The organism is Castellaniella defragrans 65Phen (assembly GCF_000612685.1).
In the GTDB taxonomy this organism is placed as follows: domain Bacteria; phylum Pseudomonadota; class Gammaproteobacteria; order Burkholderiales; family Burkholderiaceae_B; genus Castellaniella; species Castellaniella defragrans.
The window spans coordinates 3,408,478-3,434,134 of the sequence record NZ_HG916765.1 but is presented as its reverse complement, the minus strand read 5'-3'; the positions used below and the strand labels follow the sequence as shown (position 1 = coordinate 3,434,134).

General features: G+C 69.2%; 19 protein-coding genes. 13 read left to right on the top strand and 6 right to left on the bottom strand.

All coding sequences use genetic code 11. The features are described from left to right. Nucleotides 1-96 precede the first annotated feature (96 nt). Nucleotides 97-2,940 carry a bifunctional diguanylate cyclase/phosphodiesterase gene (locus BN940_RS15240; RefSeq protein WP_052355940.1) on the top strand — a complete coding sequence of 948 codons (2,844 nt, stop codon included), beginning with the start codon at nt 97-99 and terminating at the stop codon, nt 2,938-2,940. On the opposite strand, the gene ovoA is transcribed toward BN940_RS15240, so the two are convergent. Both ovoA and BN940_RS15230 read right to left on the bottom strand, forming a co-directional pair. After that, the gene (gene ovoA / locus BN940_RS15235) at nt 2,937-5,270 is read right to left on the bottom strand and encodes a 5-histidylcysteine sulfoxide synthase (RefSeq protein ID WP_242404210.1); all 2,334 of its coding nucleotides are present in this window, start codon (nt 5,268-5,270) and stop codon (nt 2,937-2,939) included. The two genes, BN940_RS15240 and ovoA, sit on opposite strands and share 4 nt — an antisense overlap. Beyond that, nucleotides 5,260-5,973, bottom strand: a complete 714-nt coding sequence (locus tag BN940_RS15230) for a ferredoxin--NADP reductase (RefSeq protein ID WP_043684344.1) — start codon at nt 5,971-5,973, stop codon at nt 5,260-5,262. The genes ovoA and BN940_RS15230 overlap by 11 nt, the downstream gene beginning before the upstream one ends. A gap of 86 nt (nt 5,974-6,059) precedes the next feature. Here BN940_RS15230 and BN940_RS15225 point away from each other — a divergent pair, with 86 nt between their 5' ends. The 8 genes from BN940_RS15225 to BN940_RS15190 all read left to right on the top strand — a co-directional run bounded on the left by BN940_RS15225 (nt 6,060) and on the right by BN940_RS15190 (nt 18,669). Next, nucleotides 6,060-8,078, top strand: a complete 2,019-nt coding sequence (locus BN940_RS15225) for a sensor domain-containing diguanylate cyclase (RefSeq protein WP_084330726.1) — start codon at nt 6,060-6,062, stop codon at nt 8,076-8,078. 101 nt (nt 8,079-8,179) lie between these two features. Continuing rightward, nucleotides 8,180-9,379, top strand: a complete 1,200-nt coding sequence (serA, locus tag BN940_RS15220; RefSeq protein ID WP_043684341.1) for a phosphoglycerate dehydrogenase — start codon at nt 8,180-8,182, stop codon at nt 9,377-9,379. 326 nt (nt 9,380-9,705) lie between these two features. Next, nucleotides 9,706-11,133, top strand: a complete 1,428-nt coding sequence (locus tag BN940_RS15215) for a NarK family nitrate/nitrite MFS transporter (RefSeq protein WP_043684338.1) — start codon at nt 9,706-9,708, stop codon at nt 11,131-11,133. A gap of 55 nt (nt 11,134-11,188) precedes the next feature. Beyond that, complete coding sequence (locus BN940_RS15210) at nt 11,189-14,944, top strand: nitrate reductase subunit alpha (protein WP_043684335.1); 3,756 nt, start codon at nt 11,189-11,191, stop codon at nt 14,942-14,944. Between the two features lie 12 nt (nt 14,945-14,956). Continuing rightward, entirely contained in the window at nt 14,957-16,498 is a 1,542-nt protein-coding gene (narH, locus tag BN940_RS15205) for a nitrate reductase subunit beta (RefSeq protein WP_043684330.1), read from the top strand. Nucleotides 16,499-16,506: 8 nt separating this feature from the next. Further along, nucleotides 16,507-17,205, top strand: coding sequence for a nitrate reductase molybdenum cofactor assembly chaperone (gene narJ / locus BN940_RS15200; protein WP_043684328.1), 699 nt, complete (start codon nt 16,507-16,509; stop codon nt 17,203-17,205). Between the two features lie 10 nt (nt 17,206-17,215). Next, nucleotides 17,216-17,902: a respiratory nitrate reductase subunit gamma gene (gene narI, locus BN940_RS15195; protein WP_043684326.1), complete on the top strand. Its 687-nt coding sequence runs from the start codon at nt 17,216-17,218 to the stop codon at nt 17,900-17,902. A 20-nt stretch (nt 17,903-17,922) separates the two neighbouring features. Further along, the gene (locus tag BN940_RS15190; protein ID WP_043684324.1) at nt 17,923-18,669 is read left to right on the top strand and encodes a peptidylprolyl isomerase; all 747 of its coding nucleotides are present in this window, start codon (nt 17,923-17,925) and stop codon (nt 18,667-18,669) included. A 185-nt stretch (nt 18,670-18,854) separates the two neighbouring features. Here the strand turns inward: BN940_RS15190 and BN940_RS15185 are convergent, their stop codons facing one another. Genes BN940_RS15185 through BN940_RS15175 form a run of 3 tightly spaced genes read right to left on the bottom strand, consistent with a single transcriptional unit; the run spans nt 18,855 to nt 21,038 of the window. Next, the gene (locus BN940_RS15185) at nt 18,855-19,319 is read right to left on the bottom strand and encodes an RrF2 family transcriptional regulator (RefSeq protein ID WP_043684322.1); all 465 of its coding nucleotides are present in this window, start codon (nt 19,317-19,319) and stop codon (nt 18,855-18,857) included. A gap of 14 nt (nt 19,320-19,333) precedes the next feature. Further along, the gene (locus tag BN940_RS15180; protein ID WP_043684319.1) at nt 19,334-20,638 is read right to left on the bottom strand and encodes an NnrS family protein; all 1,305 of its coding nucleotides are present in this window, start codon (nt 20,636-20,638) and stop codon (nt 19,334-19,336) included. After that, on the bottom strand, nt 20,616-21,038 hold the full coding sequence (locus BN940_RS15175) for a group III truncated hemoglobin (RefSeq protein ID WP_043684317.1): 423 nt from the start codon (nt 21,036-21,038) through the stop codon (nt 20,616-20,618). The genes BN940_RS15180 and BN940_RS15175 overlap by 23 nt, the downstream gene beginning before the upstream one ends. Before the next feature lie 311 nt (nt 21,039-21,349). Here BN940_RS15175 and BN940_RS15170 point away from each other — a divergent pair, with 311 nt between their 5' ends. Further along, nucleotides 21,350-22,444, top strand: a complete 1,095-nt coding sequence (locus BN940_RS15170; RefSeq protein WP_084330725.1) for a glycosyltransferase family 2 protein — start codon at nt 21,350-21,352, stop codon at nt 22,442-22,444. Further along, nucleotides 22,441-24,087, top strand: coding sequence for an ArnT family glycosyltransferase (locus BN940_RS15165; RefSeq protein WP_052355938.1), 1,647 nt, complete (start codon nt 22,441-22,443; stop codon nt 24,085-24,087). The genes BN940_RS15170 and BN940_RS15165 overlap by 4 nt, the downstream gene beginning before the upstream one ends. Here BN940_RS15165 and BN940_RS15160 read toward each other — a convergent pair. Then, nucleotides 24,047-24,439, bottom strand: a complete 393-nt coding sequence (locus BN940_RS15160) for a GtrA family protein (RefSeq protein WP_043684315.1) — start codon at nt 24,437-24,439, stop codon at nt 24,047-24,049. The two genes, BN940_RS15165 and BN940_RS15160, sit on opposite strands and share 41 nt — an antisense overlap. Here BN940_RS15160 and BN940_RS15155 point away from each other — a divergent pair. Next, on the top strand, nt 24,399-25,286 hold the full coding sequence (locus tag BN940_RS15155) for a ChbG/HpnK family deacetylase (protein ID WP_084330724.1): 888 nt from the start codon (nt 24,399-24,401) through the stop codon (nt 25,284-25,286). The two genes, BN940_RS15160 and BN940_RS15155, sit on opposite strands and share 41 nt — an antisense overlap. Next, nucleotides 25,283-25,645 carry a protein tyrosine phosphatase family protein gene (locus tag BN940_RS15150; protein ID WP_043684313.1) on the top strand — a complete coding sequence of 121 codons (363 nt, stop codon included), beginning with the start codon at nt 25,283-25,285 and terminating at the stop codon, nt 25,643-25,645. Before BN940_RS15155 ends, BN940_RS15150 begins: the two co-directional genes overlap by 4 nt. Nucleotides 25,646-25,657 lie beyond the last annotated feature (12 nt).

Sequence of the window (25,657 nt, the reverse complement as noted above, 5' to 3'; positions counted from 1 at the left end):
AGTAAGAGTAAGCGCTGAGAGGGCGGGGCCGGCCGAGGGCTTGCCGATGGGGTGCCGGCCCGTTACATTGAGTGTCATGTTTCTTGAGTAGTGTCCATGACTCTCCATCCGGCTCACCAGGCGGAATCCCGCCGCGCCTTCGGCGCCGCCAGCGCGCTGCTGGTGATCCTGGTCGTGGTCACGACCTTGCGGCTGCCCGCCGCCGCCAGCGACGTCAGCAATTTCCTGCCGCTGCACATGGTGCTGGAAACGCTGTCCATCGTGGTGGCCTCGCTGATCTTCGGGCTCATCTGGAGCTCGCGGCACGAAAGGCTGCCGGCCAACCTCCTGTGGGTGGCCAGCGCCTTCCTGGCGGTGGCGCTGCTGGATTTCCTGCACGTGCTCACCCTGCCGGGCATGCCGGATCTCATCGTGCCCGGCTCGACCGCGCGCAGCACCGGCTTCTGGCTCGCCGCCCGGCTGATCGGCGCCCTGGGCCTGCTGGCCGCGGTCTGGCTGCCCTGGCGGGTGCGTCCGGTCCGCATGCCCCTGAGCGGCTGGCAGCTGATCGGCCTGCTGCTGGTCTCGGGCGTGACGGTCCTGCTGTTTCGCGCCCCGGCGTGGCTGCCGGCCACCTACATTCCCGGCTGGGGGCCGACCGAATTCACCGTGGGCGCCGAATACACGATCGTTGCGCTCAACCTGCTGGCCGCCGCCCGGCTGCTGTGGCTCATGCGCGGGCCCCGCCGCTTCAACGCCGGCGCGCTGTTCGCGGCCGCCTGCATCATGGCCCAGAGCGAATTCTTCATGACGCGCTACATGGGCGCCATGGACGTCTACAACCTGTTCGGGCATCTCTACAAGGTGCTGGCCTATCTCTACCTGTACCGCGCCGTCTTCGTGGAAACCGTCCAGCATCCCTACGCCCTGCTGGAAGAATCCCGGCGGCGCCTGCAGGCCACCCTGGAGGCCCTGCCCGACCTGGTGGTCGAGATGGACGCGCGGGGCCGCTACCTGGCCGTGCATGCCGCCCAGGCCCTGGAAATGTCGCGGCGCGGATCCAGCCTGAAAGGCCGGCTGGTCGAGGACATCCTGCCGCCGCAGGCCGCCGGCACGGTGCTCGCGGCGCTGGCGGAGGCGGGCCGGCAGGGCGTGTCGCGCGGCCGCACCGTCAGCCTGCGGCTCGGCCGGGACCTCCGCTGGTTCGAGCTGTCCGTGGCGCGCAAGCCGGCCCGGCCGGGCGGCATCGACCGCTACGTCGTGATCGCGCGGGACGTCACGCAGCGGCACGAGAACGAACAGATGCTGCGCAAGTTTTCCCTGGCGGTGGCGCAGAGCCCGGTGTCCATCATGATCCTGGACACCGACTACCGCATCGAGTACGTCAACGAGGCCTACAGCCGCCTGAGCGGCTATACCGGCCAGGAACTGCTGGGGCGCAGCCCCACCGAACTCTGGTCGCCGCGGATGGCGGAGTCGGTCCAGCCCGCCATCCGGGCCCGGATCGCCCGGGGCGAGCCCTGGAAGGGCGAACTGGTCAGCCTCGACAAGGCCGGCCGGGAATTCACGGAATCCGTGCTCATCTACCCGGTGCGCAACGCCGACGGGAAGGTCACCAACTACCTGTCGCTCAAGGAAAACATCACCGAAAAGAAGCAGGCCGCCGCCCGCATCCAGCAGCTGTCGCACTACGACCAGCTCACCGGGCTGCCCAATCGCATGCTGCTGCACGAGCATTTCCAGTACGCCAGCCAGCAGTTCCGCGCGCTGGCCGTCCTGTGGATCGACCTGGACCGCTTCAAGGACATCAACGATTCGCTGGGCCACCGGGCGGGCGACGCGCTGCTGCAGGAAATGGCCCACCGGCTGCGCACGGCCCTGCGGGCGCAGGACATCCTCTCGCGCCTGTCAGGCGACGATTTCCTGGCCATCCTGCCCGGCGCCGGCCAGCAGGAAGCCGCCCGGGGCGCGCAGGCGCTGCTGGACGCCGTGGCGCTGCCGCTGCGGCTGGACGGCCAGGAAACCTTCGTGACGGCCTCCGTCGGCATCGCGCTGTATCCCTCCGATGCCGATCAGCTCGACATCCTGCTCAAGCACGCCGAGACCGCCATGTACCGGGTCAAGTCCGACGGGCGCAACGGCAGTTGCTTCTTCACGCCCGAGATGCAGGCCCGCTCCGCACGCCTGATCGCGCTGGGCCATGCCCTGAAGCAGGCGCAGCAGCGGGGCGAACTGCGGCTGGTCTACCAGCCGCAGCTGCGCCTGTCCGAACACCGCATCTTCGGCGCGGAAGCCCTGCTGCGCTGGGATTCCCCCCAATGGGGGGCGGTCAGCCCGGCCGAGTTCATCCCGATCGCCGAGTCGTCCGGCCTGATCCTGTCCATCGGGGACTGGGTGCTGCGCACCGCCTTGCGGCAGGTCCGGCACTGGCTGGACCGCGGCCTGCCGGACCTGGTCGTGGCGGTGAACCTCTCGGCGGTGCAGTTCGACCAGCCCGACCTGCCCGACCGGATCAGCCGGATGCTGGACGAGGCGGGCGTGCCGCCGCATTGCCTGGAGCTGGAACTGACCGAGGCGGCCGCCATGAAGACCCCGGAGACCGCCGCACAGAAGATCCAGGAACTCCACCAGCGCGGCATCCGCCTGGCGATCGACGACTTCGGCACGGGCTATTCGTCGCTCAGCTACCTCAAGCGCTTCAAGATCCACAAGCTCAAGATCGACCAGAGCTTCGTGCGCGACATCGATTCCGACGTGGACGACCAGGCGATCGCCTCGGCCATCATCCAGATGGCCCGCAGCCTGAGCATGGGCACCATCGCCGAAGGCGTGGAGACGGCCGAGCAGCTGGCCTTCCTGCGGGCCAGCGGCTGCGACGACATCCAGGGCTACCATTTCAGCCGGCCGCTGGAGCCCGACGCCTTCGAACACTTCGTCCTGCGCGACGTGGGGGAGTCCTAACGCCGTTCCCAGATCGTCAGTTCCGACAGCGTGTGCTGGAACTTGCGCCGCGTCTCGCGGATGACGAAGGGCACGTCCTCGGGGGCGCCCAGCAGCTGGAAATGCGGCGCCAGGTGGTCCTTCAGGCCGTCCAGCGTGGTGTAGTTCTCCGCGTCCTTCTTGAAGCCGCCCAGCCAGGAGGCGCGGGGCGTGTGCTCCTCCAGCCAGGTGTAGGGCGAGGCGATCAGCAGCAGGCCGCCCGGCACGATGCGCTCGTGGATCTGGTCCAGGAACCGCGCCGGATCGTACAGGCGGTCGATCAGGTTGGCCGCCAGGACCAGGTCGTAGTCCGTGAACTGCGGCTTCAGGTTGCAGGCGTCGCCCTGGAAGAACTCCACCCGCTCGGCGGCCTCGCCCAGGCCCAGTTCGGCCAGCGTGCGGGTCTTGTAGGACACCAGCTCGCCCTCGTCGGCCAGGGTGTAGCGCAGCTGGCCCGACTGGATCAGCTGCACGCCCTGGTTGATGAAGCGGGCCGAGAAGTCCACCCCGGTGACCCGCTCGAAGGCGCGGGCCAGCTCGAAGGTGGCCCGCCCGGAGGCGCAGCCCAGGTCCAGCGCGCGGCGGCGCGGGCGCTCGCCCATGGCCTCGATGGCCCGCCGCGCCAGGGTCTGCGGGAAGCTGGGCACGCCGAAATACGAGTCGCCGTAGTGGAATTCGGCGTATTCGGACATCAGCTTGTCGGTTTCGTAGTAGGCGGCGGGCGCCTCGGCGGGCGCGTGGGACACCACGTAGCGGAAGCCCGCGTGCTGGAAGAAGTGCCGCCGGAAGGCGTAGCGCGAGGCGCGCACGGCCTCGTTGCCGCAGGCGATCCAGGAGCCGCCCTTGATGAGGTTGTGGCGCCCGTCGAAGGTCGGCGTCGTGAAGTCGTCGTAGATCGGGTGGACGTCGAAGCCGTCGAACGGGTAGGTGGGGGTCTCGGTCCATTGCCAGACGTTGCCCACCACGTCGTACCAGTCGCCATGGCGCCAGGTGTCCACCGGGCAGGACGAGGCGCCGTGGTCCAGGTGCAGGTTGGCGGCGCAGGGCTGGTCGCCGGGATCGCGCAGGCCGGCGGCGTCGTACAGCCGGTACCATTCGTCCTCGGTGGGCAGGCGCACCGGCTGGCCGGTCTCGGCCGCCATCCAGTTGCAGAAGGCCTTGGCCTCCAGGTAGTTGACCTCGACCGGCCAGGACCAGGGCATGGGGATTTCCTCGGTCATCAGGCGCAGGAACCAGCCCTGCGTCTTCTTGACCCAGAAGGTCGGGTGCTCCGCCTGGCTGTAGTCCAGCCACTGGCGGCCTTCCTCGGTCCAGTCGCGGTGGCTGCGGTAGCCGCCCGCCTCGACGAAGGCCAGATATTCGCGGTTGCTGACCAGGTAGCGCCCGGCCTCGAAGGACTCGATCTGGGCGACGTGGCTGCCGTATTCGTTGTCCCAGCCGTATTGCGGGTCGTCGAAGGCCTTGCCCACGCGCACCGTGCCGGCGGACACGCGCACCAGCTCGTTGGCGGGCGGCTCGCCGCCGGCGTCGGGCAGGGGCGCCCATCCGGGTGCGGAGCGCACGTATTTCAGCGCGTGCTGGCGGATCAGGACCGAGGACGTCTCCAGGTGGATGCGCTCGTGCTCGACGCCCATGACGATGGCCCACCAGGGGTTCTGCCAGCCGATGGGGGACTGCAGCGGGGCGTGGTCGATCAGGTCCAGGACCAGCGCGCGCACGCGGCCGCGGTAGGCGCGGACCTCGGCCACGGAGGGCCAGTCGTAGTGGGCGTCGTTCAGGTCGTCCCAGCTCATTTCGTCCACGCCGACGGCGAAGACCGACTCCAGCCGGTGGTCCAGGCGCCGGTCGATCAGGCGCGTGAGCATCAGCTTGTTGACGAAGAAGGTCGCGGTATGGCCGAAATAGAAGATCAGCGGATGGCGCAGGGGAATCGGTTTGACGAAATAGGCTTCGTCGCCGGCCAGGCACTGGAACAGGGACTCGTAGCGGTCGAAGGTGTCCAGGAAATAGCGCCGGATGGCGGCGCGCAGGCGGCCCGTGTCCGGCTCGGACAGGTCGGGCGTGCGCATGAAGGGCGCGGCGGAGGCGTCTACGGCGGGGGGCAGGGGCGCGGCGGTGGAGGGCATATCGGATTCCTGGCGGATGCGGTCTTGCGGCATGCGAAGTGAACTATTTAGACTACCACGGTCCCGCGGCGCGGGGCGCGGGGCGCAGCCTCGATCGGGGGCTTTGGCCCGCGCCTCGATCTGGGCATCGATCCGGGCATCGATCGGGACCTTGGCCGAGGCCCCGGCCGCGGCTTCAGTAGCCATGGAAGCCCTCGTCCAGGACGGCGTCGTCGGGCACGCCGGCGGCGGCCAGCAGCGCGCGGATGGTCTCCACCATGGCAGGCGTGCCGGTCACGTAGCACAGCGGCGCGTCCAGCCCCTGGAGGGCTTGCCGCAGCAGGGCGGCGTCGATCCGGCCGCGCAGCCCGTCCCAGCCGCCGTCCTCCGGGCCCGTCAGGGTGGCCAGCAGGCGCAGGCGCGGGTTGCGCCGCGCGAGTTCGCGCAGTTCGTCCAGGAAGGCGGCCTGCTCCCGGGTGCGGTTGGAATAGAGCAGCAGGAACGGCCGGTCCGAGCCCCGGTGCGCGGCGTCGCGCAGCATGCTGATGCAGGGCGTGATGCCGATGCCGCCGGCGATCAGGACCAGGGGGCGGTCCGTCGCGGCCGGCGGGGTGAGCTTGCCGTAGGGGCCGCTGAAGCGCAGCTCGGCGCCGGGCTGCAGCCGCGCCAGGGCCTGCTTGAAGGGAGTGGCGCGGACGCGGGTGGCGATGCACAGTTCGTTCTCGTGCGGGGCGCTGACCAGCGAGAAGGTGTGCCGCAGCACCGGGGCGTCCGGCGCGTCGGACGGCAGCGTCAGTGAAACGGTCTGCCCCGGCTGGAACCGGAAGTCTTCGGGCTTGCGGAAATGGACCGCGACGGTGTCGCGCGCGATGTCGTCGATGCGCAGCAATGCGCTGGGCCAGATGGCCATGGCGTTCTCCTGTGAACCGCCCCCCGCCGGCGGGTTTTGATCCATAATCTTCTCGGGAGGCCCTGCGGGGGCCGGGCACTCCTTGGATGCGGAAAAACGATCATACGTTTCACGTCTGTGTCATAGGGGAGGCTGATCTGTCGGACTGCGACGGGACCGCTGGATCGCTGCACGGCACGACGATGCCGGCGGGGGCGCATGCCCGGTGGTGGGCGCGCGCGGCCGCGGCGATCAGCCTGGCGCTGTGCCTGCTCGGCGCGGCGCGGGCCCTGGCGGCCGTACCCGAGGCGGCCTGTCCGGCGCTCGGGCTGTCCTTCGCCCGGGCGGAGATCCCCTCCCTGCCGCGGCTGTGCTTCCTGCGCGACGCGGCCCACGCCCTCGGTCCGGAGGACATCCTCGGCGGCCGCGCGCCGATGGAGCGGCGCGACGCCGATCAGCTCGTCTTCCGGCAGAACCAGTCCGTCTACTGGGTCTACGCGCCCCTGCGCAACCTGGAACCCGCCGCCCGCACCTGGTTTCTCCAGCTGGACTACCCGCTGCTCGACGAAGTCGACGTCTGGGTCTACGACCTCGGGACGGACCCGGCAACGGACTTGGCGCCGGACCCGGCGGCGGACTCGGCGGAGGACCCGGCGCCCGGGGTGGCCCCGCGGCTGCTGCGCACGGCGCGCATGGGCGACGCCCGGCCCTTCGATGCGCGGCCGGTGCGCCATCGCCTGTTCCTGATGCCCCTGGATTTCGGGCCGGGGCAGCGGCTCGCGGTCGTGCTGCGGGTGCGCAGCAGCGGCGCGATCAACATCCCCCTGTCGCTGCATTCGGGCGCCTCGGCCATCGGCTGGGCCCAGGACCACGGCCTGAGCCAGGGCATGTTCCTGGGCGCGCTGGCCATGCTGGCCCTGTTCAACGCCGCCCTCTACCTGCGCCTGCGGATCCGCCAGTCCCTCTACAACACCGCCTACATCCTCTGCGCCGGGCTGTTCCTCACGTCCATGTCCGGCCTGTCCTTCCAGTATCTGTGGCCGGACTGGCCCTGGCTGGCGAACCGCTCGGTGCCCCTGACCGAGACCCTGGCCATCCTCAGCCTGCTCTGGTTCACGCGCCATTTCCTGGCGATCGACGCCGGCCGCTGGCCGCGCCAGGCCCGGCTCATGCGGCTGCTGGCCTGGATCGGCGCAGGCCTGCTCGCGGCCAGCCTGCTCGTGCCCTATTCGCTCATCATCAAGATCGACACGGTCTACGCCCTGGCCTGCATGGTGGCGATGTTCGGCCTGGGCCTGCGCCACCTGCGCCAGGGCGAGCGCGCCGCGCGCTGGTACGTGCTGTCCTGGCTGGTGTTCTTCGCCGGCTACCTGGCCTACGGACTGGCGGCCTTCGGCTACATCCCCGGCTTCATGGCCCAGGAGCGCTGGATGCAGGTCGCCCTGGGCAGCCAGATGTTCCTGCTGACCTACGCCGAGGTCATGCAACTGCACGACCTGATGCGCCGGGCGCTGGAGATCGAGGCCAGCGCCCGCAGCTCGCTGCAGTACGAGGTCCAGTCGCGCACGGCCGACCTGCGCGCCACCATGGGGGCGCTGGAGCAGGCCAACCGGCAGCTGCGCGAACTGACCCTGCACGATCCGCTGACGGGGCTGCTCAACCGTCGCGGCCTGGACGAGGCGCTGGCGCGCTTCGCCGCGAACGAAGGCGCGGCCCCGCGCGGTACGCTGGTCATTTTCGATCTGGACCACTTCAAGCGGGTCAACGACGTCCACGGCCACGAGGCCGGCGACGCCGCGCTGCGCTGGGTGGCCGAAGTGCTGCTCAATCTGCTGCGGCGCCGTTCCGACGTGCTGGCGCGCTTCGGCGGCGAGGAATTCGTGGCGCTGCTGCCGGCCACCTCGCTGGAGGATGCGATCATCCTGGCCGCCGGCGTGCTGGAGCACGTGCGCCGCAATGCCGTCGAGCTCGATGACGGCTCCACGATCGCGCTGACCCTGAGCGCCGGCGCCGCCCACTGGCGGGAAGGCGAAACGCCGCAGTCGCTGTTCCGCCGCGCCGACGAAAACCTCTACCGCGCCAAGGCCGCCGGCCGGGACCGCCTGGTCGCGGACGGCGAATCCTGAGCCCGTTCTTCTTTGACCCTGCTTTCATCAGGGATGACCCTGACGAGAAACTTGAAATATCGCACAATGAACGTTTTTCTCAATCGCCGGAAAGGGTCCAGATGTCACGCATAGTCCTGTTTGAAAACATACACGCCAGCGCCCGGGAAGTCTTCGTCGCGGCGGGGTTCGATGATGTCGTCACGCACGCGGGAGCGCTCTCGGGCGACGCCCTGCGCGAGGCCCTCCAGGGCGCGCACGCGGTCGGCATCCGTTCCCGGACCCATCTCGACCAGGCGGTGCTGGCCGACCTGCCGGACCTGCGGGTCATCGGCTGCTTCTGCATCGGCACCAACCAGGTGGACCTGGAAACCGCCGCGCTGCGCGGGATCCCGGTGTTCAACGCGCCGTTCTCCAATACCCGCTCCGTGGCCGAGCTGGTGCTGGGCGAGGCCATCCTGCTGCTGCGCCGCATCCCCGAAAAGAACGCCCGCGTGCATGAGGGCTTCTGGGACAAGACCGCCGACGGCGCCTACGAGGCGCGCGGCAAGACGCTGGGCATCGTCGGCTACGGCAACATCGGCTCCCAGGTCGGCATCCTGGCCGAATCCTTCGGCATGCGCGTGATCTACCACGACATCGAGGCCAAACTGCCCCTGGGCAACGCCCACGCCACGTCCTCGCTGAAGAAATTCCTCGGCCAGGCCGACGTGGTCACCCTGCACGTGCCCGGCGGCAAGGACACCGCCAACCTGATGGACGCCGAGGCCATCGCCGCCATGCGCCCGGGCAGCATCCTGATCAACGCCTCGCGCGGCACGGTGGTGGACATCCCCGCGCTGCAGCGCGCGCTGAAATCCGGCCACCTGTCGGGCGCCGCCATCGACGTGTTCCCCACCGAGCCCAAGAGCCGCGACGAGGCGCTGGACAGCCCGCTGCGCGGCATGCACAACGTGATCCTCACGCCGCACATCGGCGGCAGCACCCAGGAATCCCAGGAAAACATCGGCCGCGAAGTCGCGGAAAAGCTCAAGCGCTTCATCAGCAGCGGCACGACCAAGGGCGCGGTCAATTTCCCGGAGATCTCCTACCACGAGCAGGCGGGCGCGGCGCGCATCATCCACATTCACCAGAACGTGCCGGGCGCCATGGGCGCGCTCAGCAACCTGATGGGCGAATACGGCCTGAACATCGTCAGCCAGCAGCTCCAGACGCGCGGCAAGATCGGCTACGCCATCACCGACGTCGACGGCGAGGCCACCGACCAGGTCATCGAGGGCCTGCGGCGCCACCCCATCACCATCCGCTGCGACCGGGTCTGAGCGTCCCCTTGGGGGATGAGGCTGGACGCAGGGCAGTCCCTGCGGACTGGCCTGCGCCTGACGAATCCGAGCGGCATGCAGGCCGCGAGGTGGACAGCAAGCAGTGGACAGCAAGCAGGCATAAGCCTGCGCAGCGTGGGGGCTTTCACCTCATCGGGCCATGCCACTATACTGGGGCTGCATTCCCAGGTGGCCCGCTGACGTGATCCTGCTCCACAGACTGCCCGGTGTCCGGTACGGAAAATCGGCGGCTGTTTGATTCAGATCATCACCCTTACCGCGCGTGGGGGTTTAAGGTGGAGGCCCCCGGAACCAGGAGCCCTTGCATGAGCCTCTCCACCGATGCATCCCCCAAGGCCCGCCGCGGGCGCCTGCTCACCGTCTGGACGCCCGAGGACCAGGCGTTCTGGGTAAACGAAGGCAACGCGATCGCCAACGTCAATCTCTGGATCTCGATCCCGGCCCTGTTCCTCGCCTTCGCCGTCTGGCAGATGTGGAGCGTGGTGGCGGTCAACCTGCCCAACCTGGGCTTCCGCTACACCGAAAACCAGCTCTTCTGGCTGGCGGCGCTGCCGGCCCTGTCCGGCGCCACGCTGCGCATCTTCTACTCCTTCATGGTGCCCGTGTTCGGCGGCCGGCGCTGGACCGCGCTGACCACGGCCAGCCTGCTGCTGCCCACCATCGGGGTGGGGCTGGCGGTGCAGGACCCGACCACGCCGTATTCCACCATGCTGATCCTCGCCCTGCTGTGCGGGCTGGGGGGCGGGAACTTCTCCTCGTCGATGTCCAACATCAGCTTCTTCTTCCCCAAGGAGCGCAAAGGCTCCGCCCTGGGCCTGAACGCCGGCCTGGGCAACCTGGGCGTGTCCTCGGTGCAGTTTCTCGCGCCGCTGGTCATCACCATGGGCATCCTCGGCCCCTGGGCGGGCGAGCCGCAGATGGCGAAGCTGTCGGGCGCCCACGGCGGTCCGGTCGAGATCTGGGCGCAGAACGCCGCCTTCATCTGGGTGCCGTTCATCCTCATCGTGTCGATGCTGGCCTGGGTGGGCATGCACGACATCGCCGACGCCAAGGCATCCTTCCGCGACCAGGCCGTCATCTTCAAGCGCAAGCACAACTGGATCATGTGCTTCCTCTACCTGGGCACCTTCGGCTCCTTCATCGGCTTTTCCGCCGGCTTCCCGCTGCTGATCAAGTACCTCTACCCCGACATCCGCCCGCTGCAGTACGCCTGGCTGGGACCGCTGGTCGGCGCCATGGCGCGGCCCTTCGGCGGCTGGCTGTCGGACCGGATGGGCGGCGCGCGGGTCACCTTCTGGACCTTCTTCTGGATGATCCTGGGGGTGCTGGGCGTCATGGCCTCGCTGCCGGGCGGCCAGTCTCCAGGGAACTTCTTCGGCTTCCTGCTGTCCTTCCTGTTCCTCTTCTTCCTGACCGGCATCGGCAACGGCTCCACTTTCGCCATGATTCCCGTGATCTTCAACACCCTGGCGCAGCGCCGCCACGCCGGCGGCGGCCCGGACGCCCAGGCGCGGGCCGACACCGAAGGCGCCAAGGAATCCGCCGCGGTGCTGGGCTTCAGCGGCGCCATGGGGGCCTACGGCGGCTTCTTCATCCCCAAGAGCTTCGGCACGTCCTTTGAACTCACCGGCACCCCGTATGCCGCCCTGTTGTTCTTCGTCGTGTTCTATGCCGTTTCGATTGCCGTGACCTGGTGGTACTACTCGCGGCGCCGCGCGGAAATCCCGTGCTGACGCGCCGCCGCGCGCCGGTCCCAGGCAGAACCCTTTTCTAACAGGAGCGTCCATCGTGAGCCATTTCATCGACCGCCTGAAATACTTTTCCCGCCCCAAGGAATCCTTCTCCGACGGGCACGGCGCGGTGGTCCGCGAAGACCGCACCTGGGAGGACGCCTACCGCAACCGCTGGCAGCACGACAAGATCGTGCGCTCCACGCACGGGGTGAACTGCACCGGCTCCTGTTCCTGGAAAATCTACGTCAAGGGCGGCCTGGTCACGTGGGAAACGCAGCAGACCGACTATCCGCGCACCCGGCCGGACATGCCCAACCACGAGCCGCGCGGCTGTCCGCGCGGTGCCACGTTCTCGTGGTACCTGTACAGCGCCAACCGCGTCAAATACCCCATGCTGCGCGGCCGCCTGGCCCGCCTGTGGCGCGAACAGCGCAAGACGATGGGCCCGGTCCAGGCCTGGGAGGCCATCGTGTCCGATCCGGACAAGGCCGCCAGCTATAAATCCGCGCGCGGCCTGGGCGGCTTCGTCCGGTCCAACTGGGACGAGGTCAACGAGATCGTCGCGGCGGCCAACATCCACACCATCAAGCGCCACGGCCCCGACCGCATCGCCGGCTTCTCGCCGATCCCGGCCATGTCCATGGTGTCCTACGCCTCCGGCAGCCGCTACCTGTCGCTGCTGGGGGGATCGCTGCTGAGCTTCTACGACTGGTATTGCGACCTGCCCCCCTCCAGCCCGCAGACCTGGGGCGAGCAGACCGACGTCAGCGAATCGGCCGACTGGTACAACTCCACCTTCATCATGCTGTGGGGCTCGAACGTGCCCCAGACCCGCACGCCCGACGCCCACTTCATGGTCGAGGCGCGCTACCGCGGCGCCAAGGTCGTGTCCGTGTTCCCCGACTACGCCGAAGGCGCCAAGTTCGGCGACATCTGGCTGCACCCCAAGCAGGGCACCGACGCGGCCCTGGCCCTGGCGATGGGCCACGTCATCCTCAAGGAATTCCACCTCGCGGGCAAGAGCGCCTATTTCGACCGCTATTGCCGTCAATACACCGACATGCCCTTCCTGGTGCGCCTGGTGCGCCAGGGCGACCGCTACGTGCCCGACCGCAAGCTGCGGGCGGCCGATTTCGCCGACCGCCTGGGCCAGGACAACAACCCCGAATGGAAGACCGTCGCCTGCGACCAGGACACCGGCGAGCTGATCGTGCCGTGGGGCTCCATCGGCTTCCGCTGGGGCCAGCAGGAGGGCGGGGACGCCGGCAAGTGGAACCTGGAGCTCAAGGACGCCCGGGGCCACGAAGTGCATCCGCGCCTGTCCCTGATCGACGCCTACGACGAGGTCGCGCCGGTGGCCTTCCCGTACTTCGGCGGCATCCACCACGACCACTTCCAGGGCACCGAACACGACGAGGTGCTGGTGCGCAACCTGCCCGTCAAGCGCATCCAGACGGCCGAGGGCGAGGTCCTGGTCGCCACGGTGTTCGACCTGTTCGTGGCCAACTACGGCATCGACCGGGGCCTGGGCGGCGACAACGCGGCCGCGTCCTATGACGACGACGTGCCCTACACCCCCGCCTGGCAGGAGCGCATCACCGGCGTGGACCGCGAAAAGGTCATCACCGTGGCGCGCCAGTTCGCCGACAACGCCGACAAGACCGAAGGCAAGTCCATGGTCATCCTGGGCGCCGGCCTGAACCACTGGTACCACATGGACATGTCGTACCGCGGCATCATCAACCTGGTGTCCATGTGCGGCTGCGTGGGCCAGTCCGGCGGCGGCTGGTGCCACTACGTGGGCCAGGAAAAACTGCGTCCCCAGACCGGCTGGACCATGCTGACCTTCGCGCTGGACTGGCTGCGTCCGCCGCGCCACATGAACGGCACCTCGTTCTTCTACGCGCATACCGACCAGTGGCGCTACGAAAAGCTGCAGGTGCCGGAACTGCTCTCGCCGCTGGCGGATCCCTCGAAATACCAGGGCAGCCTGATCGACATGAACGTGCGCTCCGAGCGCATGGGCTGGCTGCCCACGGCCCCGCAGCTGCAGACCAATCCGCTCGACATCGTGCGCGCGGCCCGGGCGGCCGGCCAGGATCCCAAGGATTACGCGGTCAACGGCCTGCGCGACGGCTCGCTGAAGTTCTCCTGCGAGGATCCGGACCATCCCGACAACTTCCCGCGCAACCTCTTCGTCTGGCGCTCCAACATCCTCGGATCCTCGGGCAAGGGGCACGAATATTTCCTCAAGCACCTGCTGGGCACCCAGCACGGCGTGCAGGGCAAGGACCTGGGCGAGTCGGGCGGCGTCAAGCCGCTGGAGGTCGCCTGGCACGAGGACGCGCCCCAGGGCAAGCTCGACCTGCTGGTGACGCTGGATTTCCGCATGTCCACGACCTGCCTGTATTCGGACGTGGTGCTGCCCACGGCCACCTGGTACGAAAAGAACGACCTGAACACCTCCGACATGCATCCCTTCATCCACCCGCTGTCGGCGGCCGTGGATCCGATCTGGGAATCGCGCAGCGACTGGGAAATCTACAAGAACCTGGCGAAGAAATTCTCCGAGCTGGCGGCCGACGCCGGCCTGCCCGACGAGGACCTGGTGCTGCAGCCCCTGCAGCACGACTCCCCGGGCGAACTGAGCGACCCCTACGACGTGCGCGAATGGCGCAAGGGCGAGTGCGAGCTGATCCCCGGCAAGACGCTGCCGAACATGATGGTCGTGAACCGCGACTACAAGCGCGTCTACGAGCGCTTCACCACGCTCGGGCCGCTGGCGGAAAAGCTCGGCAACGGCGGCAAGGGCATTTCCTGGGACACCAAGGAGGAAGTCGAATTCCTCGGCAAGCTCAACGGCCGCGAGCGCGATCCCGGCGTGGGCCAGGGCCAGCCGCGCATCTTCACCGACATCGACGCCTGCGAGACCATCCTGACCCTGGCGCCGGAAACCAACGGCCACGTGGCCCTGAAGGCCTGGGAAGCCCTGTCGAAATTCACCGGCCGCGACCACTCCCACCTGGTCAAGTCCAGCGAGCATGAAAAAATCCGCTTCCGCGACATCCAGGCCCAGCCGCGCAAGATCCTGACTTCGCCCACCTGGTCGGGGATCGAGTCCGACAAGGTCAGCTACAGCGCCGGCTACACCAACGTGCACGAGCTCATCCCCTGGCGCACGCTGACCGGGCGCCAGGAGCTCTACCAGGACCACCCCTGGATGCGCGACTTCGGCGAATCGCTGTGCGTGTACCGGCCGCCGGTGGACACCAAGACCATCGCGCCCATGCTGGACAAGCGCTTCAGCAACGGCGAGCCGCACGTGGTGCTGAACTTCATCACGCCGCACCAGAAATGGGGGATCCACTCCACCTATTCGGACAACCTGATCATGCTGACGCTCTCGCGCGGCGGCCCGATCGTCTGGATGTCCGAGATCGACGCGGCCAAGGCCGGCATCGTGGACAACGACTGGATCGAGGTCTTCAACGTCAACGGGGCGCTGGTCGCGCGCGCCGTGGTCAGCCAGCGGGTGCCCGAGGGCATGACCATGATGTACCACGCGCAGGAAAAGATCGTGAACGTGCCGGGCTCCGAGGTCACCGGCAAGCGCGGCGGGATCCACAATTCCGTGACCCGCACCGTGCTCAAGCCCACGCACATGATCGGCGGCTACGCCCAGCTGTCCTATGGCTTCAACTACTACGGCACGGTCGGCTCGAACCGCGACGAGTTCGTGGTCGTCCGCAAAATGAAAAACATCGACTGGATGGACGAGACCCATGAGGTCACCGCCCAGACGCAGGCCTGAGGAGTCCGACACATGAAAATCCGCGCGCAAGTCGCCATGGTCCTGAACCTGGACAAATGCATCGGCTGCCATACCTGTTCGATCACCTGCAAGAACGTCTGGACGTCCCGCGAGGGCATGGAATATGCCTGGTTCAACAACGTCGAGACCAAGCCCGGCGTGGGCTACCCCAAGGACTGGGAAAACCAGGACCGCTGGAACGGCGGCTGGCGCCGCCGCGACAACGGCCGCATCGAGCCGCGCCAGGGCGGCAAGCTGCGCCTGCTGTCGCGCATCTTCTCGAACCCGAACCTGCCCGAGATCGACGACTACTACGAGCCCTTCACCTACGACTACGACTACCTGCAGAAGGCCCCGGAGCGCACCACGCCGCCGGTGGCGCGGCCGCGTTCCCTGATCACCGGCCAGCGCATGGAAAAGATCGAGTGGGGCCCCAACTGGGAGGAAATCCTGGGCGGCGAATTCGCCAAGCGCTCGCAGGACTACAACTTCGAGGCGGTGCAGAAGGACATCTACGGGCAGTTCGAGAACACCTTCATGATGTACCTGCCGCGCCTGTGCGAGCACTGCCTGAACCCCACCTGCGTGGCCAGCTGTCCGTCGGGCTCGATCTACAAGCGCGCCGAGGACGGCATCGTCCTGATCGACCAGGACAAGTGCCGCGGCTGGCGCATGTGCGTGTCCGGCTGTCCGTACAAGAAGATCTACTACAACTGGAAGTCCGGCAAGGCGGAAAAGTGCATCTTCTGCTACCCGCGCATCGAGGCCGGCATGCCCACGGTCTGCTCCGAGACCTGCGTGGGCCGCATCCGCTACCTGGGCGTGCTGCTCTACGACGCCGACGGCATCGAGGCGGCCGCCAGCACGCTGCATGAAAAGGACCTGTACCAGGCCCAGCTGGACCTGTTCCTGGACCCCTACGATCCCGAGGTCCGCCGCCAGGCCCTGGCCGACGGCATCCCGGAAAACTGGCTGGACGCGGCCTGCAATTCCCCGGTCTACAAGATGGCCGTCGAATGGAAGATCGCCTTCCCCCTGCACCCGGAATACCGCACCCTGCCCATGGTGTGGTACGTGCCGCCGCTCTCGCCGATCCAGTCGGCCGCCAACAGCGGCCGGATCGGCTCGTTCGGCGAGATCCCCGACGTGCAGTCGCTGCGCATTCCCCTGCGCTATCTGGCCAACCTGCTGACGGCCGGCGACGAAGCCCCCATCGCCACGGCGCTGGAGCGCCTGCTGGGCATGCGCGCCTTCATGCGGGCGCGCTCGGTGGACCGCCAGGAACGCCACGACATCCTCGACCAGGTCGGCCTGTCCCTGCACCAGGTCGAGGACATGCACCGCTACCTGGCCATCGCCAACTTCGAGGACCGCTTCGTGGTGCCGACCGCCCATCGGGAAAGCGCCGAAAATGCCTTCGAGCTGCGGGGCGGCTGCGGCTTCACCTTCGGCAACGGCTGCTCGGGCGGCACGTCCGAGGGCTCGCTGTTCGGCAAGCCGCGCAACAAGCGCAAGCCGAGCGTGGTGTTCCTCGACCCGGCCCGCACGGCCTAGGAGCGCGCATGGATACCCTCACGACTTTCCGTCCGGCGCCGGTGTATTCGGTCCTGTCCGTCCTGCTCGGCTATCCCGAGCGGGAATGGCTGGACGCCCTGCCGGAACTGTCCGCCGTCCTGCCGCCCGCCGTGCGCGCGCGGCTGGCGCCGCTGTTCGACTTCCTCGGGCAGGACGCCGACCTGATCGATCTCCAGGAGCAGTACGTCGCCACCTTCGACCGGCGCGCGGCCCATTCCCTGCACCTGTTCGAGCACGTGCACGGCGAATCCCGCGACCGTGGCCAGGCCATGGTGGACCTGCGCAACGAATACCTGAAGCACGGGCTGGAGCCCGCCACCACGGAACTGCCGGACTACGTGCCGCTGTTCCTGGAATTCCTCGGCCAGATCCCGGCCGAGGCGGCCGAGGACCTGCTGGGCGACGCCATCCACGTGCTGGCCCGGCTGGGCGACAAGCTGGCGCAAGCGGACAGCCCCTATGCCTGCCTGTTCGCCCAGCTGCGGACCATGACCGACGTGCAGCCCGAGGTCCTGCCCGATCCCCCCGAAGGCGACATGGAAGAAACCCTGATCACCTTCGGCCCCGAGGCCGACGGCACCGAACCCCTGCTCATGCGCCGCGCGGGCCGCGGCGACGGCGCGCAGCCCCTCGTGTTTCATCCGCCCCGTTCCCGCCAGGCCGGTCCGGCCGGCGGCCAGGTTTGAGGAGACTCCCATGAAAGCCACGCTCGAACTCTTTTTCTTTGGGGTGTATCCCTATATCGCGCTGACCGTGTTCTTCGTGGGCAGCCTGCTGCGCTTCGAGCGCGAGCAGTACACCTGGAAGAGCGATTCCAGCCAGCTGCTGCGCCACGGGTCGCTGCGCTGGGGCAGCAACCTGTTCCACATCGGCATCATTTCCCTGTTCTTCACCCACCTGGTGGGGCTGCTGACGCCGCCGGCCGTCTACCACGCCTTCGGCGTGACGACGCAGTTCAAGCAGATGATGGCCATCGTGGTCGGCGCGATCCTGGGGGTCGTCTGCCTCATCGGCCTGCTGCTGCTGATCCACCGCCGCTGGGCGGAAATCCGCCTGGCCCACAATTCCAACGTGTCCGACTGGGTGACGCTGCTGTGGATCCTGCTGGTGCTGGTGGTGGGCATCGCCTCGATCTTCACGTCCGTGCACCACTCGGACGGCGCGGTGATGGTCCAGCTGGGCGAATGGGCCCAGCGCATCGTCACCTTCCGCGGCGGCGCGGTCGGCGCCCTGGAAGGCGTGCCCGGCGTCTACCGCCTGCACATGGTGCTGGGCATGACGCTGTTCGTGATCTTCCCCTTCACCCGCCTGGTGCACGTGTGGTCGGGCTTCGCCTCGGTCGCCTATCTGGCGCGGGCCTGGCAGCTCGTGCGGCCGCGCTGAACCGGTCGGGGACACGAGGCATGATCACCGTCAACGACACGCTCATCACCGAGGCCGAGATCCTGGCCGAGGTCCCGCGCCACCAGCGGGAAGCCAATCCCCGCCTGGCCGCCGGCCAGGAACTGGTGCTGCGCGCGCTGTGCCGCCAGCGCGCCGCCGAACTGGACCTGTCGGCCCAGGACGACGAGACCCTGCTCGAATCCGTGCTGGCGCACGACGTGCGCACGCCCGAGGCCGACGAGGCCAGCTGCCGGCGCTACTACGAGCAGCATCCCGACGAGTTCCGCGAGGGCGACCTGGTCGAGGCCTGGCACATCCTGTTCCAGGCCACCTCCGGGCTGGACGTGCAGAAACTGCGCGCCCGGGCCAACGGCGTGCTGGCCGAGCTGCACCGCGAGGGCCTGGGCTCGTTCGCGGCCTTCGCCCGCACCTATTCCAATTGCCCCTCCGGCGCGGGCGGTGGCGCCCTGGGCGAACTGACGCGCGGCGAGATGGTGCCGGAATTCGAGCGCGCGGTCTTCGCCCTGCCGGAATACACCCTGGGCGGCGAACTGGTCGAAACCCGCTTCGGCTTCCACATCGTGCGCACCGGCCGCAAGGTCGAAGGCCGCGCCTTGCCGTTCGAGGCCGTGCGCGAACGGCTGGCGGCCTGGCTGGAGGAATCCAGCCGCCGGCGCGCCGTGCACCAGTACCTGCAGCAATTGGTCGGGGCCGCCCGCATCGAGGGCATCCCCATGCAGGGCGCGGATTCGCCGCTGGTGCAATAGCAGGATTGCCGCTGTGCGCGTGGCGGCGGGCGGTTCCCCTCCGCTCTGCTCGGCGGTCCTCCCTGTGGTCGGACTGCCCGGCCCTTTCTCGTCCGAGCGGGCGGTGCGCAAACTCGTCGCGCTGCGCGCTCCTCAGACAGTGCGCACCGACCGCCCCCGCTCTCCCTTCGGAAGCGGCCGGCGCCTCACGCGGTTGTCGGGAAACCACCCGCCGCCACGCGGCGGGGCGCGATGCGCAGCGCCGCGGGCGGGACGGCCGGGATCACGTCGGCCAGGGTATGGGCGTCCAGGTGGTCCATGAAGGCCTTCATCGCGCCCGCGACGATGGGTTTCAGGCCGCAGCAGCCGCTCAGGATGCAGTGGTTGTCGGGCCCCATGCACTCCACCAGCGCCAGGTCGTTTTCCATGTCGCGGATCAGCGCGCCCAGGCGGATCTCGCCGGGTTCGTGGGCCAGTTCCATGCCGCCGTTCTTGCCACGCACGGTGCGGATCCAGCCACGCTGGGCGAGGCGGTGCGTGATCTTCATCAGGTGCGGTTCGGAAATGCCGTAGACCTGGGCGATCTCGGCGATCGTGCACAGGCGCTCGCGGTGGCTGCCGAGGTAGATCAGCAGCCGCACCGCGTAGTCGCTCATGTTGGTCAGGCGCATGGCGCGGGCCCTGGTCAGCGCGCCTGGGCGGGCCGCGCGTCGGCCCGGGGCGGGGCGGCGACGGGCGCGGGCTTGTCCGGCCGGGGGCGGATCAGCATCGGCGCGAAGCGCCACAGGTACAGGCCCATGCACAGGACCCAGGCGCCGCCGGCCAGGTGCAGCAGGGGCTGGCTGGCGGCCGAGGGCCACAGCGCGGCCAGCCGGAAGACGACGGCGGCGATCATCAGCCAGTAGCTGGCCAGCATGCTGCCGTCCAGCGCCAGCGGACGCCCCAGGTGGCCCAGGGCCGTGCGGGTCAGCATGCCGATGATGAGGACGCAGAAGCCGGCCATGCCGATCAGGTGGACGTGCGTGGCGCTGCGCGCCAGCAGGCCGCGCAGCAGCGCCGGGTCGAGCAGGCCGCTGACCTGGACCGCCGCGGCCAGCAGGCCGATGCCGATGAAGGCGTAGCCCAGGTACAGGATCCACAGCATGGGCTTGCGCAGCACCGCCAGCGGCCGCCAGGCCAGCAGCTGGCCCAGGCTGATCAGGCCGGTCAGCGCCAGGCTGAAGGCCATGAACAGCGGCAGGAAGGCCGGCCCGCCGGCGGCGGGCGGCACGATCTGCATCAGCACGCCGGCCACCAGCGCCAGGGCGCTGAAGACCATCTGGACGTGGCCGGAGCGGGTCAGCATGGGGATCTGCAGGCCCTGGACCATGCGCATGGAAAAGAAGGGGATGACGCGCCGGGCGATCAGCAGGGCGACCACGGCCATGCCGATCAGGCCCAGGTCGAAGCGCTGCATCAGCACCACGTAGTCGCCCCGCAGGGCCGCGAGCAGGTACAGCAGGTCGGCCGCGCCGAGCGCCAGCATCAGCACCGGCAGGCCGTAGTTGCGGCGGCTGCGGCCCTTGACCATCACGCGCATCAGGCTGGCCGCGGCGGCCAGGAAGAACAGCAGTTCCGCCGCCGTGGCGATCCAGAAGCCCGTCAGGCCGCCCGCCAGGAAGCCGATCCGGGCGGCGAGCCACAGCAGGCACAGCAGCCCCAGGGGGCGGCCGGTCAGGGGATTGAAGCCGGTCCAGGTGGCGCTGGCGGTGAGCAGGAAGCCGACCGCGATGGTGATGATGAAGCCCCACAGCATTTCGTGGGCGTGCCAGTAGACTTGCGACAGGGGGCCGTCCAGCACCTGCGGGACGAAGATCCACAGGGCGATGGAGATCAGCGCCCAGGAGGCGCCGGCCAGGTACAGCGGCCGGAAGCCGAGGGCCAGGAAGGCCGTCATGGACGGCCGCGGCGTGGCGGCGGCCGGTTCCTCAATATCGAGCAGGCGGGACATGGGCGTCGAACTCCGTCACGGGTTGGTCGGGTTGGTGGCTGATCTGGTAGCCGTACCACAGGCTGCGGGCGATGCGGCGGGCGAAATCCTCGGCCTGGGCCGCGAAGGCCGGGTTGTCGAACTCGTCCAGCGTCTCGCGGAACAGATCCAGCCAGCGCACGAACATCGGGCCGTCCAGGCCCGGCAGGGCGACGTGCCGCGGCATGGGCGTGCCGCTGTAGGTGCCGGTGCGCCGCAGCAGCGACGACCAGAAGCGCACCATGCGTTCCAGGTGCTCGTCCCAGTCGTCGATGTGGGCGTCGAAGATCGGCCCCAGGACCGCATCCTGGCGGACGCGGCGGTAGAAGTGGTGGACGAGGGTGGTGATCTCGTCCTCGGTACAGACCGGATTGTCTTCCATGCGGCGGCAGGTCGGATTTCAAAGGTTCATATTATAGATATCTTCACGCGGAACCGCAAAGCTCTTTGGTGCCCTTGTTGGCGTCCCGCACGGTGCCGCCCGGCCCTTGGATGCCCGCGCGGGCGCCGTGCGGCCCCTGGAGGTTCCGCGGCATTCCGCGCTGGCGAAGACACCGTCGGGAATCCGGGAAAATCCGTGGGGTTCCGCAGGCGCCGCGAGGCCCGGCGGACCCGGCGTTCAGTTATGATCGGATACTTCTCTTTCATCTCCCCGGATTGCGCACCGCCCGGCCTTCGCCGGCGTCTCCCATCATGCCTGAACCCGTCACCCTGTCCTGCGTCATCCCCTGTCTGAACGAGCAGGCCAACCTGGGGGTGCTGCTGCCGGAATTGCTCGCCATCCTGGCGCGCCAGGACTGCGCGCCGGAGATCATCGTCGTCGACGACGGCAGCACCGACGGCACCCCGGAACTGATGCGCCACTGGACCAGCCTGCATCCGGAAATCGTCTATCTGCGCCTGTCGCGCAACTTCGGCAAGGAAGCCGCCCTGACCGCCGGGCTGGACGTGGCGCGCGGCGACGCCGTGGTCTGCCTGGATGCCGACATGCAGCATCCCCCGCACATGATCCCCGCGATGCTGGCGCGCTGGCGCGCCGGCGTGCAGATGGTCTATGCCGTGCGCGCCACGCGCAACGACGAGACCTGGTTCAAGCGCATCGGCACGCGGCTGTTCTACGCCCTGATGCGCACCTCGGACGGCCTGGGCGTGCCGCCCAACGCGGGGGATTTCCGCCTGATGGACCGGGTCGTGGTCGACGCCCTGAAGCGGCTGCCCGAACGCGACCGCTTCATGAAGGGCCTGTTCGCCTGGGTCGGTTTCCAGTCCGAGGCCATGGTCTACACGCCGCGCCAGCGGCAGCATGGCGTCAGCCGCTTCCGGCCCCTGAAGCTGCTGCGCTTCGCCGTGGACGGGCTGACGGCCTTCACCACCTGGCCGCTGCGCCTGCTCAGTCTGCTGGGGGCCTGCCTCTCGCTGCTGGCCTTCCTGTACGGCCTGTTCATCATCGTGTCCCACCTGCTCTACGGCGACGCGGTGCGCGGCTGGGCCACCCTGATCACCGTGATCCTGTTCTTCGCCGGGGTCAACCTGATGTCGCTGGGGGTGGTGGGCGAATACGTCGCCCGCATCTTCACCGAGGTCAAGGGCCGGCCCGTCTACCTGCTGCGCGAGCGCGCGGGAACGGGGCTGGACGGTGCCGGCCCTGACCGAGGCGGCTCCGGCGGGTCCGGCCCCCGGCCCGGGCTGGAAGTCCCGCCGCCGCGCTACGCGGGGACCGCCGCGGCCGATGCGGACGCCCCGCCGGCGGTTGCCGATCCGCTTTCGCCGGAAGGACGCCAGGCATGAAAGTTCCCGTCTTCGGCGCGCGGCTGGTGGACGCCGGCGAATCCCTCTGGCGGCGCCTGCAGGCCCGGCGCGCCTGGCCCTGGGTGGCGCTGTTCGCCTTCCTCTGGCTGGCGGCCACCACCTGGACGTATCCGCTGCTGCTGCCCGACGAGGGCCGCTACGTCGGCGTGGCCTGGCAGATGCTGGCCTCGGGGGATTTCCTCACGCCGCGCCTGGACGGCCTGCCCTTCTTCCACAAGCCGCCGCTGTTCTACTGGCTGACGGCGGCGTCCCTGGCGCTGTTCGGCGACAACGCCTGGGCCGGGCGGCTGTGCTCGGTGCTGGCCGCCACGGCGCTGGTGACGGTGTTCTACGTCTTCCTGCGCCGCTACGCCAGCGGCGGCGCCGCGCGCCGCACGGCCCTGATCCTGGCGGTGCAGCCCTTCCTGTTCGGCGCGGCGCACTACGCCAACCTGGACATGCTGGTGGCCGCCCTGATGAGCCTGACCGTGATGGCGGGCGCCGACGCGGTGTTCCGCCGCGAGCAGCTGCGCCCGGACGCGGCGGCGCTGGCGGCCATGTACGTGGCGGCGGCGGCCGGGTTCCTCGCCAAGGGCCTGATCGGCGTCGTGCTGCCGGGCGGGGTGCTGTTCTTCTGGCTGCTGGGCCGGCGCCGCTGGCGCGCCATGGGACGCCTGCTGTGGTGGCCGGGCATCCTGCTGTTCCTGGCGCTGACCCTGCCCTGGATGGTGGCCATGGAACTGCGCCACCCCGGCTTCTTCGACTACTACATCGTCCACCAGCATTTCCAGCGTTTCCTCGAATCCGGCTTCAACAATCCGCATCCCTTCTGGTTCTACGTGCCGGTGGTGCTGGGCCTGACGCTGCCGTGGTCGATCCAGCTGTGGCGCTGGTTCCAGCCGCGCGGGCCGATGCAGACGGCGTTCGTGCCGCCCGCCCACCGGATCGAGCAGGTCGACCGCGGGGTGTTGCGCGGCCTGATGCTGTCCTGGCTGGCCGTGGTGCTGGTGTTCTTCTCGATTCCCACCTCGAAGCTGGTCGGCTACGTGATCGCCGTGCTGCCGCCGCTGGCCTGGTTCATCCAGGAAACCTTCGAGCAGCGGGAGGAATCCACCGCCCCGGGCGCGCGCGCCAGCCTGGTGCGGCATGCCCTGGTGGCGGCCGGCCTGTGCCTGCTGGCGGTGGCGGCGCTGGTGCTGTTTCCGCAGCGCAGCACCAAGGACCTGGCCCTGGCGCTGGCCGCCGGGGCGGCGCCCGGCGACCGCCTGGTGATGCTCGACCAGTATGCCTACGACGTGCCGATGTACGCCGGCTGGCGCGGCCCGGTCGTCGCTGTCGCCCAGTGGGACGACCCCAAGGTCATGCGGGGCGACGACTGGCGCCGCGAACTGGCCGACGCCGCCGGCTTCGCGCCCGACCGGGGCGCCGACCGGCTGTGGCTGCCGCAGCGGCTGCAGGCCTACCTGTGCGATCCGGCGCATGCGACGACCTGGCTGCTGGCCTGGCTGGACGAGGCCGACCGCCATCCGCCGCTGGCGGACCGCGCGCCCGTGGCGCGAACGCGCAAGATGGGCCTGTGGCGCGTGCCCGCCGCCGAGACCGTCAATGGCTGCGGCGAAACGCCCAGTAGCGCCCCAGAATGAAGGTCATCCCGGCGATGCCCACCAGCACCAGGGCCAGCAGCACGTCGTAGCGGATCGCCGTCAGGCGCAGCAGCGCGGCGTAGGCGGCCTCGTTGACGGCGAAGCCCAGCGCCGACACCAGGAAGAACCGCGCCGCCGCGCGCCCCAGCGGCGCGCGCTGGTGGCGGAAGGTCAGATGGTAGTGGCCCGCGAAGGACACGCCGAACGCCACCAGCCAGCCGACCACGTTGGCGGCCAGCGGCGGCAGGCCGCCCAGGGACACGCAGGCCACGGCGACCGCCCAGTGGGTGGCCGCCGCCGCGCAGCCTACAATGACGAACCAGCCGATCTGGGCAGCGAGTTTCTTGAACATGGATCCGGATTCACGAGCAGCAGGGCAGCGATACCGGCGCATTGTATTGTGCGCCGACGATTTCGGGATGAACCCGGCGGTGAACGCCGGCATCCTGTCGCTGGCCGCGCGGGGCCGCCTGTCGGCCACCAGCCTGCTGGTCGACGGCCCGGCCGCGCGCCGCGACACGGCGGCCCTGCTGGCCTCGGGCCTGCAGATCGGCCTGCACCTGAACTTCACCGAATCCTTCGGCCAGCCCGGCCCCTGCCTGCCCCTGGGGGCGCTGATCCGCGCTGCCTGGCTGGGACGGCTGCCCGGCGATGCCGTGCGGGCGGGCGTGCGGCGGCAGCTGGCGCTGTTCCAGGACATCACGGGCCGCGCGCCCGACTACGTCGACGGCCATCAGCACGTGCACCAGCTGCCGGGCATCCGCGATGCGCTGCTGGAATCGCTGCCCGAGCCCCGCGACGGCCAGCCCTGGATCCGCGACGTCGGCCGGCCCCGCATGGCGGGCCTGCCGCCGCGCCTGCGCTTCAAGGCCGCCGTCATCGCCGGGCTGGGCGCGTCCGGCCTGCGGCGCCGGGCGCGCCTGCGCGGCCATGCGCTCAACCCCGGCTTTCTGGGCGTGTATGATTTCCAGGGCGGCGTCCCGGCCTACGAGGGCTGGATGCGCCGCTGGCTGGCCTCGTGCCGCGACGGCGACGTGCTGATGTGCCATCCCGCGCTCGGCGCGGACGAGACCGACGGCCTGGCGGCGCAGCGCCAGGCCGAGCACGAGGTGCTGGCGGGCCCGCTGATGGGGCGGCTGCTGGCGGAACATCACCTGACGATCGTGGGGGCGGCGCGCCGCCCCGAGGAAACCACATGAGCCTGAGCTACCAAACCCTGACCCCCGACTTTTCCGTCGCCCCCCAGCTGCAGCCCGCCGACATGCGGGCCCTGGCGGACGCGGGGTTCAAGTCCGTCATCATCAACCGCCCGGACGGCGAGGGCGGCCCCGAGCAGCCCCTGTCCGACGACGTGCTGCGGGCGGCCCGCGAGGCCGGCCTGCAGGCGCGCTACCAGCCGGTGGTCAGCGGCGCGATCACCGCCGCCGACGTGGCCGAGTTCGCCGGCCTGCTGCGGAAACTGCCCGCGCCGGTGCTGGCCTTCTGCCGCTCGGGCGCGCGCTGCACCAATCTGTTCCAGGCCGCCCGGGAATATGGGGTAGATCAAACCCAGGGCTGATCCGACTGTCAT

Excerpts from the sequence above, each read along its gene's own strand:
- BN940_RS15240 (WP_052355940.1), top strand. The coding sequence starts at position 97 with ATGACTCTCCATCCGGCTCACCAGGCGGAATCCCGCCGCGCCTTCGGC.
- ovoA (WP_242404210.1), bottom strand. The coding sequence starts at position 5,270 with ATGGCTACTGAAGCCGCGGCCGGGGCCTCGGCCAAGGTCCCGATCGAT.
- BN940_RS15230 (WP_043684344.1), bottom strand. The coding sequence starts at position 5,973 with ATGGCCATCTGGCCCAGCGCATTGCTGCGCATCGACGACATCGCGCGC.
- BN940_RS15225 (WP_084330726.1), top strand. The coding sequence starts at position 6,060 with ATGCGGAAAAACGATCATACGTTTCACGTCTGTGTCATAGGGGAGGCT.
- serA (WP_043684341.1), top strand. The coding sequence starts at position 8,180 with ATGTCACGCATAGTCCTGTTTGAAAACATACACGCCAGCGCCCGGGAA.
- BN940_RS15215 (WP_043684338.1), top strand. The coding sequence starts at position 9,706 with ATGAGCCTCTCCACCGATGCATCCCCCAAGGCCCGCCGCGGGCGCCTG.
- narH (WP_043684330.1), top strand. The coding sequence starts at position 14,957 with ATGAAAATCCGCGCGCAAGTCGCCATGGTCCTGAACCTGGACAAATGC.
- narJ (WP_043684328.1), top strand. The coding sequence starts at position 16,507 with ATGGATACCCTCACGACTTTCCGTCCGGCGCCGGTGTATTCGGTCCTG.
- narI (WP_043684326.1), top strand. The coding sequence starts at position 17,216 with ATGAAAGCCACGCTCGAACTCTTTTTCTTTGGGGTGTATCCCTATATC.
- BN940_RS15190 (WP_043684324.1), top strand. The coding sequence starts at position 17,923 with ATGATCACCGTCAACGACACGCTCATCACCGAGGCCGAGATCCTGGCC.
- BN940_RS15185 (WP_043684322.1), bottom strand. The coding sequence starts at position 19,319 with ATGCGCCTGACCAACATGAGCGACTACGCGGTGCGGCTGCTGATCTAC.
- BN940_RS15180 (WP_043684319.1), bottom strand. The coding sequence starts at position 20,638 with ATGTCCCGCCTGCTCGATATTGAGGAACCGGCCGCCGCCACGCCGCGG.
- BN940_RS15175 (WP_043684317.1), bottom strand. The coding sequence starts at position 21,038 with ATGGAAGACAATCCGGTCTGTACCGAGGACGAGATCACCACCCTCGTC.
- BN940_RS15170 (WP_084330725.1), top strand. The coding sequence starts at position 21,350 with ATGCCTGAACCCGTCACCCTGTCCTGCGTCATCCCCTGTCTGAACGAG.
- BN940_RS15165 (WP_052355938.1), top strand. The coding sequence starts at position 22,441 with ATGAAAGTTCCCGTCTTCGGCGCGCGGCTGGTGGACGCCGGCGAATCC.
- BN940_RS15155 (WP_084330724.1), top strand. The coding sequence starts at position 24,399 with ATGACGAACCAGCCGATCTGGGCAGCGAGTTTCTTGAACATGGATCCG.
- BN940_RS15160 (WP_043684315.1), bottom strand. The coding sequence starts at position 24,439 with ATGTTCAAGAAACTCGCTGCCCAGATCGGCTGGTTCGTCATTGTAGGC.
- BN940_RS15150 (WP_043684313.1), top strand. The coding sequence starts at position 25,283 with ATGAGCCTGAGCTACCAAACCCTGACCCCCGACTTTTCCGTCGCCCCC.